Source organism: Sphingobium sp. B8D3B (genome assembly GCF_025961875.1).
Lineage (GTDB): Bacteria > Pseudomonadota > Alphaproteobacteria > Sphingomonadales > Sphingomonadaceae > Sphingobium.
The window spans coordinates 2,344,468-2,357,361 of sequence record NZ_JAOQON010000001.1 but is presented as its reverse complement, the minus strand read 5'-3'; the positions used below and the strand labels follow the sequence as shown (position 1 = coordinate 2,357,361).

Annotated in this window: 9 protein-coding genes; 4 read left to right on the top strand and 5 right to left on the bottom strand. The window is 61.4% G+C overall.

Going from position 1 to position 12,894, the window contains the following annotated elements; translation table 11 throughout:
* The first annotated feature begins 64 nt into the window (after positions 1 to 64).
* Positions 65 to 1,582, top strand: coding sequence for a purine-cytosine permease family protein (locus M2343_RS11015; RefSeq protein WP_264576680.1), 1,518 nt, complete (start codon positions 65 to 67; stop codon positions 1,580 to 1,582).
* Between the two features lie 146 nt (positions 1,583 to 1,728).
* On the top strand, positions 1,729 to 2,751 hold the full coding sequence (locus M2343_RS11010; RefSeq protein ID WP_264576679.1) for a LysR family transcriptional regulator: 1,023 nt from the start codon (positions 1,729 to 1,731) through the stop codon (positions 2,749 to 2,751).
* Between the two features lie 149 nt (positions 2,752 to 2,900).
* Here the strand turns inward: M2343_RS11010 and M2343_RS11005 are convergent, their stop codons facing one another.
* The 3 genes from M2343_RS11005 to M2343_RS10995 form a co-directional block, all read right to left on the bottom strand.
* A complete protein-coding gene (locus M2343_RS11005) occupies positions 2,901 to 4,232 on the bottom strand; it encodes a M28 family peptidase (RefSeq protein WP_264576678.1) in 1,332 nt (443 codons plus the stop codon).
* 75 nt (positions 4,233 to 4,307) lie between these two features.
* On the bottom strand, positions 4,308 to 5,735 hold the full coding sequence (locus M2343_RS11000; protein WP_264576677.1) for an aminobutyraldehyde dehydrogenase: 1,428 nt from the start codon (positions 5,733 to 5,735) through the stop codon (positions 4,308 to 4,310).
* A 33-nt stretch (positions 5,736 to 5,768) separates the two neighbouring features.
* Positions 5,769 to 6,167: a cupin domain-containing protein gene (locus tag M2343_RS10995; protein ID WP_264576676.1), complete on the bottom strand. Its 399-nt coding sequence runs from the start codon at positions 6,165 to 6,167 to the stop codon at positions 5,769 to 5,771.
* Positions 6,168 to 6,493: 326 nt separating this feature from the next.
* On the opposite strand from M2343_RS10995, the gene M2343_RS10990 reads away from it, so the two are divergent.
* Both M2343_RS10990 and M2343_RS10985 read left to right on the top strand, forming a co-directional pair.
* Positions 6,494 to 7,393, top strand: a complete 900-nt coding sequence (locus M2343_RS10990) for a dimethylarginine dimethylaminohydrolase family protein (RefSeq protein ID WP_264576675.1) — start codon at positions 6,494 to 6,496, stop codon at positions 7,391 to 7,393.
* Between the two features lie 87 nt (positions 7,394 to 7,480).
* Positions 7,481 to 8,719, top strand: a complete 1,239-nt coding sequence (locus tag M2343_RS10985) for a Zn-dependent hydrolase (protein ID WP_264576674.1) — start codon at positions 7,481 to 7,483, stop codon at positions 8,717 to 8,719.
* A 138-nt stretch (positions 8,720 to 8,857) separates the two neighbouring features.
* Here the strand turns inward: M2343_RS10985 and M2343_RS10980 are convergent, their stop codons facing one another.
* Both M2343_RS10980 and M2343_RS10975 read right to left on the bottom strand, forming a co-directional pair.
* Entirely contained in the window at positions 8,858 to 10,336 is a 1,479-nt protein-coding gene (locus tag M2343_RS10980) for an amidohydrolase family protein (RefSeq protein ID WP_264576673.1), read from the bottom strand.
* An 18-nt stretch (positions 10,337 to 10,354) separates the two neighbouring features.
* The gene (locus tag M2343_RS10975; RefSeq protein ID WP_264576672.1) at positions 10,355 to 12,718 is read right to left on the bottom strand and encodes a TonB-dependent receptor; all 2,364 of its coding nucleotides are present in this window, start codon (positions 12,716 to 12,718) and stop codon (positions 10,355 to 10,357) included.
* Positions 12,719 to 12,894 lie beyond the last annotated feature (176 nt).

The following is a 12,894-nucleotide window of genomic DNA, read 5'->3' as shown; positions in this document are numbered from 1 at the left end:
CAGCCACGGCGTTTGGCCACGCCATTGAGGATTTACCGCAGAAACTGGGGATAGGGCTTGCATTGTGAAAGACGTTGAAGGGGTTAAAGAAGGAGCTTCCGCGCTCGCGATCGAAACGCACGGCACCGATCGCATCCCTGATGCGGAGCGCACGGCAAGCCTTTTCGACTTCCTTCGCGTTGAATGGTCCGGTGCGAACTCGTTAGCGACGGCGGTCCTGGGGGCACTCCCCATCATGCTGGGTCTGAGTTTCTGGCAGGCGTTGGCCGCAACCACGATCGGCTTGGTCGTCGGTTCGGCGATTCTGGCGCCCATGGCGGTGTTCGGCGCCGTGACGGGCACCAACAACGCCGTTGCGTCCAGCGCGCATTTCGGCGTGGTGGGGCGCATCGTGGGGTCGTTCCTCTCGCTCCTTGTCGCCATTGCTTTCTTTGCGATCAGCGTCTGGTCCAGTGGTGACGCTCTGATCGGCGCATTCCGGCGGCTGACGGGGCATCCCGGCGCAGAATGGATGTACGCCGCCGCTTACGGGCTCTTCGCCGCCGCGATCTTCATCGTGTGTATCATCGGCTTCCAACTGATGTTGCTGATCAGCAAGATTGCGACGGTGGCCCTCACAACCCTCATCCTGATTGCCATCTTCGCCATCGCGCCCCAGTTCAACGCCGGTTATGCCGGGGCGGGCCTCACGACAAGCGACCCCGCCTTCCTGCCTCTCTTCGTTACGGCTATCCTCGTCGTGCTGGCCAATCCCATCTCGTTCGGGGCTTTCCTTGGCGATTGGTCGCGTTATGTGCCGGCGTCCACGTCGAGGTGGCGTCTCATGATGACCTCGTTCATCGCGCAGCTCCTGACGTTTCCCCCCTTTCTTCTGGGCTTGATGGCTGCGTCCGTCGTGGCAGAGCAGGCACCGAGCTTCCTGGCTGCGGGCGATTTTACTGGCGGGCTGCTTTCTGTCGCACCCAGTTGGAGCCTGCTGCCGCTCCTGGCGCTTGCCTTTTTGAGCGGCATGTCGACCGGCACGACATCGCTCTATGGAACGGGGCTCGACTTCTCGTCGGTCATCCCGTCTCTCACTCGCGCCCGCGCGACGGCGCTGATCGGCCTGATATCCATCGCACTAATCTTTATCGGGCGGTTCGCATTCAGCCTCGTGGGCTCGATCAACACCTTCGTCGCATTGATCATCGTGACGACGACGCCATGGATCGTGATCATGGTTCAAGGCTATATTTTCCGCAGAGGATTTTATCTTCCCGATGACATGCAGGTGTTCAATTATCGGAAGAAGGGTGGGGCGTATTGGTTCAGTAATGGATGGAACATTCCGGCCATGCTAGCCTGGGGCATTTCCGGTGCGGCCGGCCTGATGACCATGAACCTGCCGGGGCAGTTCGTGGGATGGCTTGGGCATCTTGCCGGCGGCGTGGATATATCGCTGCTGGTCGGCCTGATCGTCCCGGCACTCCTCTACCCGCTGCTGCTGATGCTCATGCCGGAACCCGGCGTGATCTATTCACCACGCGGCCCGCGCTTCGTGCGCGTCAGCCAGGCTCCGATCGCACCTGTGGTCGATGAGTGAGGGCGTTCGGCATTGCGGCCGTGGCCAGCCTTCGGCTGGTCCGGCCCGCGAGGAGCCTGGGGAATTGTTCTATTGGCCGGGGCTGGTTTTGGCGCTAGCCTTCCTCCCAATCTTCAGGAGATGGGCTCGCGGGAAGACGGTTTCCAGTGGCCGGTGCCGCCGGCTTCTGGTCGATAGACGACGGTCCGTCTGTTTCGTTCGCGAGCGAACAAGAGCAGCACGAGGTCGTTATGGGTACGCGTAAGGTTCAGGTCGGTCGAATCAGCGATGTCGACATCCGGCTTTTGAGAATTTTCCAGGTCGTCGTGGAGAATGGCGGTCTGGCGGCTGCCGAGATCCAGCTCGGCATTGGGCGGTCGACCATCAGCACGCACCTGGCTGACATCGAGACGCGTCTGGGTGCGCGACTGTGTGATCGCGGCAGGGGCGGCTTCGCGCTCACGGACCATGGCCGTAAAGTCTATCAAGCGTCGATCGCATTGATGAAGTCGCTTGAGGAATTCCGCTCCGAAGTGAATTCGTTACACGGCACTGTCGGTGGCGATCTGCGGGTAGCCATGGTGGACAATGTCATTTGGGACGAAGAGCTGGACTTGGTGGGCGCCTTGCGCCGGTTTTCGGAAGTCGGAGCTGAAGTTCATCTGCACACCTATGTGCTTTCACCCGACGAGATCGAGCGGAAACTGCTCGATGGCTCTCTCGATGTGGGGATCATTCCCGTGATGCACCAGCTCGCCTCGCTGGATTACCACCATCTGTTCGAGGAAGTCAGCTATCTGTACTGCGGGAACGGTCACGATCTTTTCGACGTTCCCGACGACGAAATTACGTCCGAACTTCTGTCGGAATGCAGCTATATTCGCAAAGGTTACGCCGTCACTTCGGATTTCCAGAATACCGGTGACCAAATGCAGCACCAGGTCACCAGTTTCCATATTGAGTCGATTGCGGCCCTGATCCTGACAGGCGCGCATATTGGCTTCTTGCCGGAAAGTTTTGCGTCGCATTGGGTCAATAACGGCCGGATACGGGCCATCCGTCCCAATGACTTTCGTGCCATCTTCGAATTCAGTGCCGTCACCCGAAAAGACCGCAGCCCAAGCTCTGCCCAGTCGGCGTTCATCCATTGTCTGGTCGACGCCGAACGCGTCGCGGTCCCGGCCGATTGACGCGCAGAAATGGGTCGGCGCGCAGTGCAAGGCGCTCGCCTGGCCGGTGAGAAGGTCCGGACGGTTGCGCGGGGGCGGGAAAGTGGCCGCCGATCCCTACAAGCCGGCGGGCATGCAACAGTGCATGCCCGCCGCTATATTTGATTTGCTTATCGGGGAGGGCGATTGGCTTCCGGTCGGATGCCCCAGCCATATTTCGCTGCATCCTCGCGAACCGGGTTGAGAATCTCCGACGGGAAGCGGTGCGAGAAGGTCGCGCGGCTGTTATAGCCAAGCGCCTTGAGCAAGGCAGCGCCGATCGTCAGAGGCTCCTTCAGTCCGGAGGCGCTGACAAGGCTGAGATTGTCCCACGGCGTGTGGTTCTCGTTCGCGCCGCCCGCGACGAGCGAGATGCTCGGCACTTCAAGTGCGCCGAAGGTGGTCGCTTCCGTATTGGTCACGCCGGTGCCGCCAAATCCCTTCAGCCCAGCCTGCCGGGCCGTGGTCTCGACAAACTGCTGGAACGCGGGATCCCCGGCCGAGCCCCACATGACCTCGCCCAGCGGCCCGCCGACAATGTCATAATTGATATAGGCGACCGTGTTGGCGGTGTCCGCTGCCCGTTCCCTGAGATAGGCTTCGCTTCCCGCCAGACCGAGTTCATGGCCGCCCCAGGCGATGAAGCGCAGCGTCCGCTCAGGCTTGCGCGCCGATGCAAATGCCCGGGCCAGCTCCATAACGACGGACACGCCGCCGGTATCGTCCGTCGCTCCCGGGCTGGTGTAGGCCGTGTCATTATGCGCGGCGATGACGACGATCTCTTTGGGCTTGACCGTCCCCGTCACATCCCCAACCACGCTGTGCGATTGCGACCATTCGACATCCGCACGCACGGTCATGCCGATGCGGACGCCTTCCCCCTGCCGAGCGAGTTGCATCGCATCCTCGTGGCTGATCACGACCGCAGGCGGCGTGGGCTCCTGAAGCGCGCGTTTGAAGTTATAATAGACGGTGGGCAGACCTTTCCGTCCTGGGCTCGAATAGAAGATGAGGCCGGCAATGCCCGTCTGCGCAAGGCGATCGGTCAGCGCGATGTCGGGATATTCCATGTAGACGTCGCGCTGGATGAGCGCGATCTTGCCTTTGAGATCACGGCCGGCGATGTCTTCGGGCCGCGCCGGACCCAGGTCTATGAATTCACCGGTCACGCCTTCGGGGGCCGTCCGTCCAGAGAAAACGACCGATTTGGCCACGAAGTCGCGGAGCGGCTTGCCCTCGACCCAGAGCCGGACCCGTCGCTCGTGCCAGACGGGAACCTTGACGGGAACGAGGCTGGTTTTCAGACCCCAGGAGATGAATTTGTTCTTGATATAGTCGATCGCCAGCGCTTCCCCTTCGGTTCCTGCTGGACGCTCGCCGATCCGGCCGGCGAGATGCTCGAGATGGGCTAGCGCAGCCTCGCTGGAATATTGCGGCTCTTGCGCGAAAGCGGCGCTTGCCATCACCGATGCCGAACAGATCAGCGCCATTGAACACCGAACGATTCCATCTGCCAAGCTGCGTTTTGCCATCGTCCCTTACTCCCCCGTCCAATGCATGACATGCTTGATGCGCGTGTAGTCCTCCAGCCCGTAATGCGACAGATCCTTGCCATATCCGGAGCGCTTGAATCCGCCGTGCGGCATCTCGGACGCGAAGGTGCCGTGCGTGTTTACCCAGACGACACCATAATCCAACGCGTTCGAAACCCGCATCGCCCGTCCGTGGTCGCGGGTCCAGACCGATGAGGCCAGGGCATAATCGCTGTCATTGGCTGCTGCGACGGCATCCGCCTCATCATCGAATTGCTGGATTGTCACGACAGGGCCAAATATCTCTTCTCTGACGATCTCGTCGCCCTGTTCAAGCCCCGCGATGACCGTGGGCTGGAGATAATAGCCAACAGAGCCCACCCGAGAGCCGCCAGAGACGATGCGGGCGCGATTTGGGATACGATCAATGAGACCGGTGATCCGCTGAAATTGTGCCAGATTGTTGATGGGGCCGAACAGAGCGTCGGGATCGTTCACGGCGCCGACTTTTGTGCGGGCGGCCGCGGCCGCCAGCGCCGCCTCAAACTCCCGCGCAACACCTTTCTGCACCAGCACGCGCGTGGCGGCCGTGCAATCCTGTCCGCCATTGAAAAACGCCCCATCAGCGATCTTGGCTGCGGCCACGTCCAGGTCGGCATCGGCGAACACAATGACCGGCGCATTGCCGCCCAGTTCCAGATGCACACGCTTGACGTCCTGGGCCGCGCGTTCCGCGACATGGACACCGGCGGCCGTTGATCCAGTGATCGAAACCATCGTGGTGCGCGGGTGCGCCACGAGCGCCTTGCCCGTAGAGCGGTCCCCGCAGACGACGTTCATGACGCCTTCAGGGAAGGCCTGCGCAGCCAGCTCGGCCAGCCGGATCGCCGAGGCGGGGGTGGTCTCGGCGGGCTTCAAGATCACCGTGTTGCCGGCAGCAATGGCCGGCGCGATCTTCCACACCGCCATCATGAGCGGATAATTCCAGGGCGCCACCTGTCCGATGACCCCGACCGGCTCGCGCCGGATGTACGAGGTATGGCCGGGCGCATACTCGCCGGCCGACTTGCCCTCAATATACCGCGCGGCGCCGGCGAAGAAGCGCATGTTGTCGATGGCGAGCGCCAGTTCGGCCGCTTGCGTAATGACCCTGGGTTTACCGGTGTTCCGGCACTCGACGTCCAACAAATCGTCGGCGTGCGCGTCCATCAGATCGGCAAGTTTCAAAAGACCGGCCTGGCGCTCCGCCGGGGTTGCCTTGCGCCACGTCTCGAAGGCGCGTTCCGCTGCCTGCACGGCGTCATCGACGTCGCGCTCATCGGACAATGGTGCTTTCGCGAAGGGGGAACCGGTTGTCGGATCGATGATGTCCATCTCGCGGCCCGCCAGCGGCTCGCGCGCGCTGCCGCCGATCCAGTTACGTATTTTCTCCAAAACCTGCCCTTTTCCGAAATCTTGAGTGTCAGGTCAGCGTTTGAACATCGCGTTATATTTCAGGATCGCGCGCGGCATGTGCCACGTCCCGCTGAAACCCCGGTGCAAAAGGAAGGCCTCGCCCGCCTTGTAGGTTTCGCTGTTCCCGTACCGATCCGTGACCGTCACTTCACCTTCGATGAGGTAGCAGGCCTCATCGATGGCCAGATCCTCAATTTCCAGCGTGCCGGCGTCACACGCCCAAACGCCTGCGGTGAAGACATTGCTCGGATCGCGATAAGCCGTGTAGGCCCTCGGTTGCGTAGCCCCCGCGATCGGCGTATCCGACGCATCATGCTCCACGCGCGGTAGCCCAGCGCCTTCAGGGCCATTTGCATTGATTCTCACGAATTGCTGGTTGGTCGCGGAAGTTTCCAGTTCGGCCATCGTCATCCAAGTGCTCCTTTTGACGCCCGACGGTGTCTAGACGCCAGTCGTTGCGTTGGATTCTGGCTGGCGCCTCGTTGCTCGAACATTCCCTTTTATCGGCGCGATCGTATCTCGTTCTCCAACATTAGGTTGGTCGGGCCGGAATAAGTTTGAGAACCGTGTCACTTAACGCGGTAACTCTTGAACGACGTGGCCCGGGAAAAGGCCATAGGCTCGCCATGCGATCGCTGAACGGCAGTCGGCTCGCGTGACCCGCTCCTAAGCCCGGACGCGGTGGGCCGCTTCGTGAGACGAGCTGATCGATCATAAGTTGCGTAGAAAGGACTCTGATGCTTCGCACGCGCCTGCAAAATGGTGGCACCCCTCGTCTAAAGAACTGGGGCATCGACAGTGAGTATGGCGTTCTCCGCGACGTCCTGGTCGGCCCGGTCGATAATTTCACATGGAAGGCGGGCAATGCCGTCGCCCAGCGCACCGAACGCGCGGGCCTCAAGTTCGACTTCCAGACCGTCCGGTTGCAATATGACGAGATGATCGCGGCCTACGAGGACGCCGGCGTTCGGGTTCATCAACTCGAAGCAGAGGAAGGCCTCCCCTATCAGATCTTCGCGCGGGACAGCAGCGTGATGACGCCTTGGGGCGCGATCATCATGCAGATGGAGAAGCCATATCGCCGGGGGGAGATCGGTTCGGTCCTGCGCTTTTACCTGTCCAACGACATCCCGATCTACGACATCGTATCCACCGGCAATGTCGAGGGCGGCGACTTCATGGTGCTCAAACCGGGCGTCGCATTATGCGGCTATTCCGGGGAACGATCCATCAAGCCCGCCGTTGACCAGCTCAAGCGGTGGTTCGAGGCGGAAGGATGGGAGCTCCATACCTACGAGTTCGATCCGCATTTCCTTCATCTCGATGTCCAGATCGGCATGTTGGCCGAGAATCTGGCGGTTGTCTGCGTGGAGGCCGTGGAGCCGGCGCTGGTGGCTTGGCTGCGCTCGAAAGGGATCGGCATCATCGAGGTCTCTTATGGCGAGGCCATGCAGATGGGCACCAATCTCGTCGCGCTCGGGAACGATCGCGTGCTGCTGGCCAAGACCAGCACAAAGCTGGCGGAGGCCTGCCGCGCCGAGGGGCTGACCGTGTTCGATCCGGACGTGTCCATGATTGCCGCCGGTGGCGGTGCGATCCATTGCATGTGTCAGGCACTGCGCCGGGACCCGGCTTGAACCCGGCGCCCCTGACAGCCGCCAGTGCGATTGATGAGGACTGCCAGATGTTACACCGCCATTCGTGGCCAAGCAGGTGACGATGCCATGACGATGTTGCGCATAGACCCCAAGCGGCTCTGGGACAGCCTCATGACCATGGCGCGGATCGGTGCCACGCCCAGGGGCGGATGCAATCGCCAGGCCCTCACAGACCTCGACCGCCAAGGGCGCGATCTCTTCGTGGAATGGGCCAGGGCGGCCGGTTGCGAGATCCATGTTGATGAGGTCGGCAACATCTTCGCACGCCGGGCGGGCTCTGATCCTGACGCCGCCCCTGTCATTGCAGGCAGCCACTTGGATACGCAGGAGACGGGGGGCAAATTCGACGGCGTTTATGGCGTGCTGGCAGCGCTCGAAGTCGTCCGCACCTTGGCGGATGCAGGGATCGAGACGGTCCATCCGATCGAAATCGCGGTATGGACCAATGAAGAGGGATGCCGGTTCGCGCCCGCCATGCTCGGCTCCGGCGTGGTGTCGGGCGTTTATGACCGCGAATTCGCTTTCTCGCGCCGCGACAAGGAGGGGCTTAGCTTTGGCGATGAACTCAGGCGCATCGGCTATGCCGGCGACATGCCCGCCGAGCGCCGTCAGGTTGCTGCCTTTTATGAAGCGCATATCGAGCAAGGACCCATACTCGAGAAGGAAGGCATCACGATTGGCGCCGTGACCGGCATTCAGGGCGCCTATTGGTTCGACGTGACGGTGCGCGGAGCGTCCGCCCACGCAGGGCCGACGCCCATGGAGATGCGCCGCGACCCCTGGCGCGCGGTGCTACCCATTGTCGAGGGCGCCTTCGCGCTCGCAGATGAGAATGCACCCTGGGGCCGCACGACGATCGGCGACATTCAGGCCCGGCCCGGAGCACGAAATACCGTGCCTCGATCCATCACACTGACCATCGATATCCGCCATCCCGACCATGATACGCTGGAAGTGATGGTAGCCCGGTTGAAGACGCTGATTGAGGCGAGCGCTGCTACTGCCGATCTGGAGGTGGCGGTGGACCTGACCTGGTACATGCCGCCCACCCGGTTCGATGCCGATCTGGTGCGCAACGTGGCCGAGGCAGCGAAATCCTGCGGCTATTCCTATCGGGAAATCGTCAGCGGTGCGGGGCATGATTCGCTGCACACGGCCCAGTTCGCTCCGACATGCATGATCTTTGTGCCCTGCGAAGGGGGCATCAGTCACAACGAGGCGGAAGCCGCGAAGGAGGCAGACCTGGCCGCCGGCGCCAATGTTCTGCTGCACGCCATGATGAAATCGGCGGGGGCATTGCTTTAAGCCGGCGCTTTTGCGCCGGCGTCAATATCCGCTGCTACGGCGCCGCGCTTTACGAACGGCAGATCATCGAGGGCGACCGCCCAAAAAAAGAGGGGAGCCGACACCCGGTCGGCTCCCCTTCGATCTTGTTTTTAGTGCTTACTTGCGGCGGATCGGGCCCGGGTTCATCGCTTCGAGCGATGTGAGCACAGGCTTGAGCGGCAGCGCCTCGCGGTTGACCGTCTGACCTTCCTTCACGACCATGGCGATCTTCCGCATATTGTCGATGTCGGCAACGGGATCGGCATCCAGCACAAGCAGATCTGCCATCTTGCCCGCTTCCAAAGTCCCAACCTGATCGATGACCTTATAAGCTCGCGCAATGTTGCTTGTGGCTGCCTGAATGATCTGCATGGATGTCATGCCGCGCTGGCGCATACCCTGCATGTTGGTGAACTCGGCTTCGCCGATGAGGCCGTTGGAACCGCCAAGTCCCCCGGGCGCGCCGTTGGGGAAATCCTTGGCGACGTCAGGGTCGATCGTTCCTGCATCGGTGGACACGAGGATCGGTACGCCCGCCTTGATGACACGGACCTCGTTCTCCAGCGAGAAGTGGGTTCCCTCCGTGCCATTATCGGCTTCGGTCGCAGTAAAGCGGTTTGCACGCACGATAGCCTCTTCCTCGGGAGAGATCGTGTTCCACTGCGTTCCGCAGAAATAGCCGTTCTTGAGCATGAGCTGGATCGTCGAATCCGGCATGCGAGTCCGGCCTGTCATGGTGCAATGCTGCCCCATATCGAAACCCACCTCCAGCGAGATGCGCAGCGATTCAGCCGATCCGGTATGCGTCTGGATGATTTTCCCTTCATCGTGCACGGCGCGAACCATGGCGCGCAGCTGCTCCGGACTGAAGCGCAGGACATTACCCTGCCCAATTTCGCTGTTCACGGGGCCACCATCGCCGGTCACGCCGATCTTCACGAAGTCCACCTGCTGCGCATATTTACGCATCTCGGTGTAGACCTGCTCGGGGTTCTTATCGAGCAGGTCAGGTCCGCCGTTAAGCTCGAACCGGTCGTTGATGCGCTTTTGAAAGGCCTTGCTCGCCGATGCGATCGATTCCGGTGTCGTGAAGACCGCGCGGAAGCCGACGATATCCCCTGCCACGTACATGCGGGCACCCGGCGTCTCGCCCCGGTTGATCCGGTCACGGACAGGAATCAGCGCATCAATAGGTCCCATCGAGTCGAACACGGTGGTCACGCCGTGCTTCAGCGCGATTTGCGCCCCTTCCTCAACAATCGATTCAAAGGCGTTCTCATATCGAGCGAGGAACTCGATGTACGTCCAGCTCGGCCAGGGGACGAGGTGGACGTTCGCATCCATGATGCCGGGCATGATATACTTGCCCGCAACGTCGATCCGCTCGGCCTCCTGCGGCACCGACACGCGGTTGCTCGCACCGACCGCCTTGATCTTCTTGCCGTCGATCAGGATGACACCGTTGGATATCGGCTTTCCGCCATTGCCATCGATGATCGTGGCGCCGACGAACGCGCGCAACTGAGCCACCGCCGACCCGGCCGTCATGAGCGCGACGGCTGCCAGCCCCAGTTTGAGCGTATTTCTCAATGTCATAATGTCTGCTCCCAGTGATCAATAGCGAACGGATGCGGTGAGGCCGAAGGTGCGGGGCTGGAAAGTTTGGCCGGTGAAGACGATCGAGCTTCTTCCGTCACGCCCAATGCCGAAGGAATCCTTCGAGTTGAGGAGGTTGTTGATGAAGAGGGACAGATCGACCACGCCGAGTTTCGCGCCGACCCGGCTGTTGACCAGTGAGGTTTCCCCGCGCGGGATAATCAGTTCGTCATAGGTGGGCGTGCCCGGTACGCTCGTGCCAGTCCGGCGATAGGCGCTGGCATAGGTATAGTCGCTGCGGACATAGGCTTCGGTATTTCCCAGCGCGAAGTCGTACTGGCCGGTCAAGGTGACTGTCCAGGGCGCGCCGGAGCCGGGTACGTAGCGGCCCAGGGACGCATTCACATCGTCAAAGGTCGTTTTGTTGTACCCAACCGCGGCGCCAATGAGCAAGCCTGTCGCCGGGCGAAGCTGCATGGCCAAGTCAAAGCCCTCTGAGGTCGCCCTGCCGACATTGGTGGTCACCACCGATGCGCAGCTCGGGAGTGAAACGTTGGTCTGGATATCCTTCCACTTGATGTAATAGGCGCTGGCGTCGATGGTCAGCACGTCCCCGAACAGGCGGTTCTTGGAGCCCACCTCATAATTCCAGACAGAGTCGGAACCGTAAGTCAGCGGAGACACCGCATTGCCATTGCTATCCACAAAGCCGTTGGCGATCAGATCGCCATTGCATCCTGTGGTAAGTCGCGCCTGCGCGCCGCCCGGTCGGAAGCCCTTCGAGACGGTGGCGTAGAATAGGTTGCGCGCGTCTGCCTGGTAAGAGATTGTCGCTTTGGGCGTCACGGCAGAGCCGCTGCTTGTGGCGCTACCGCCGCCAAAATTAGGGGCGAAGATGCCCACGCCCGGCTGGCAGGTGCCGGGACCGGTGGGGCAGGGGGTGCCATAAGGCGCATTCAGATTTTGTTCGGGCCCGTTGTAAACGGCCGTGTAGCTCAGCGTATTCTTTGCGACACGGATGCCTGCTGTGAGTTTCAGCTTATCGGTGAAGCTGAAAGATGCTTCGCCAAATCCCGCCAGCTGCTCTTCCCGGACGGTGAAGTCGCCAAAGTAGGACGTGCCGTCCGCGAGCGGCGGCACGCCAAAGGCGTTGATGAAGGCGGAGGTGCCAGGGCCGAATGGCGGTCCGTTTGAGGGCACGCCGAACACTGGGTCGCCGAAAACGAAGAAGTTTTGTTTCTCCGCCTGGATCGAGCGCTGGATATTATGGCTGTAGAAGGCGCCAACGAGCCAGTTTAGCCGCGCCGCGGGATCAGCCGATTGCAGCCGGATTTCCTGGGTGAAGTTCCGCTGGCGATCATCGAGCGTCGTGAGGCCCTTGTCCCCGGGCTGCGGCACCGTTCGACCAAGGAAGCGGGAATAGAGCAAGGTGTGATCGACGGTCTGATCGACGTCGCGGTGGAAATAAGCTGTCACCGACGTCACGGAGAGTGCCTCCCCTTCCCAGTTGATCGTCAACGACGGCAACAGGAAGCGATTGAGACTGGGCTCGTTATTGGCGCCCTGCAGGGCCGTGTGACGGGCGTCGGCGGGGCCGGCGGTGAAACGGGGGGTTGCGAAACGGCCCGAGCCAACGTCGGACAAAGCGAGAAAATAGCTTTGACCCGTGTCGTTCGACTTCTCGCGCTGGTAGAAAATCGCCGGCGTAATCGTCAGATTGTCCGTGGCTTTCAGGGAGAGCGCCGCACGCAGCGACAACGAGTTGGAGTAATTGCTGTTTTCCTCCGCGACGCCCGTGGCAACAAATGTCGCAGGCTGACGGCTCGCGGCAGGCGTGCCGGCCGGATTGGGATCGACGAAGTTGCCATTGATCGAATCGATCCAGCCGGCGTCACGGCGATAATATGCGCTGACCCGCAGGCCGACCTTGTCCGGCACGAGGGGCAGACCCACTGCGGCACCGGCTTCGTATCCTGTCCCGCCGCCCTGAACGGTAAAGACTTCCGCGCGCCCATAGACCGTCATGGTGTCGAGATTGGGCTCGGGCTGAATGAACCGCAGCGTTCCGCCTTCCGAACCGGCTCCAAACAGTGTTCCCTGCGGTCCGCGCAACACCTCGACACGCTCGAGGTCAAAGATCAACGGGTAGGCCGATCCGTAGGCGTAGCCGAGATTGCGGGTCTGGATTGGCACATCGTCGATATAAATGCCGGTCGTTGCTGCCCCGGCCTGCGAGGAAATCCCCCGAATGGCGACCGTATTCGTGTTATTGCCACCGCGATTGATGCTGATGCCCGGCGTGAGCCGGATGACATCGTCGACCGTCTTGACGCCCTGCTTGTCGGCCTGCTCCTGAGATATCGCGGCCACGCTGATCGGCACGCGGGACAGGCGCTGCTCCTGTCGGGTTGGCCGTCACGACGATTTCGCCCACAGGCTCGTCATTCGCTTGGGCATTTACATTTTGCTGCGCGGTTGCCGGCATTGCGCCGACGACTGCTGCACAAGCCATCAGGCCAGCTTTTCGGGCGGAAATCCAGTTCGACATGGTGACACTC

Bases quoted from the DNA above. Each gene is read 5' to 3' on its own strand.
- M2343_RS10995 (WP_264576676.1), bottom strand. From the start codon at position 6,167: ATGACGATGGCCGAACTGGAAACTTCCGCGACCAACCAGCAATTCGTG.
- M2343_RS10985 (WP_264576674.1), top strand. From the start codon at position 7,481: ATGACGATGTTGCGCATAGACCCCAAGCGGCTCTGGGACAGCCTCATG.
- M2343_RS10990 (WP_264576675.1), top strand. From the start codon at position 6,494: ATGCTTCGCACGCGCCTGCAAAATGGTGGCACCCCTCGTCTAAAGAAC.
- M2343_RS10980 (WP_264576673.1), bottom strand. From the start codon at position 10,336: ATGACATTGAGAAATACGCTCAAACTGGGGCTGGCAGCCGTCGCGCTC.
- M2343_RS11005 (WP_264576678.1), bottom strand. From the start codon at position 4,232: ATGGCAAGCGCCGCTTTCGCGCAAGAGCCGCAATATTCCAGCGAGGCT.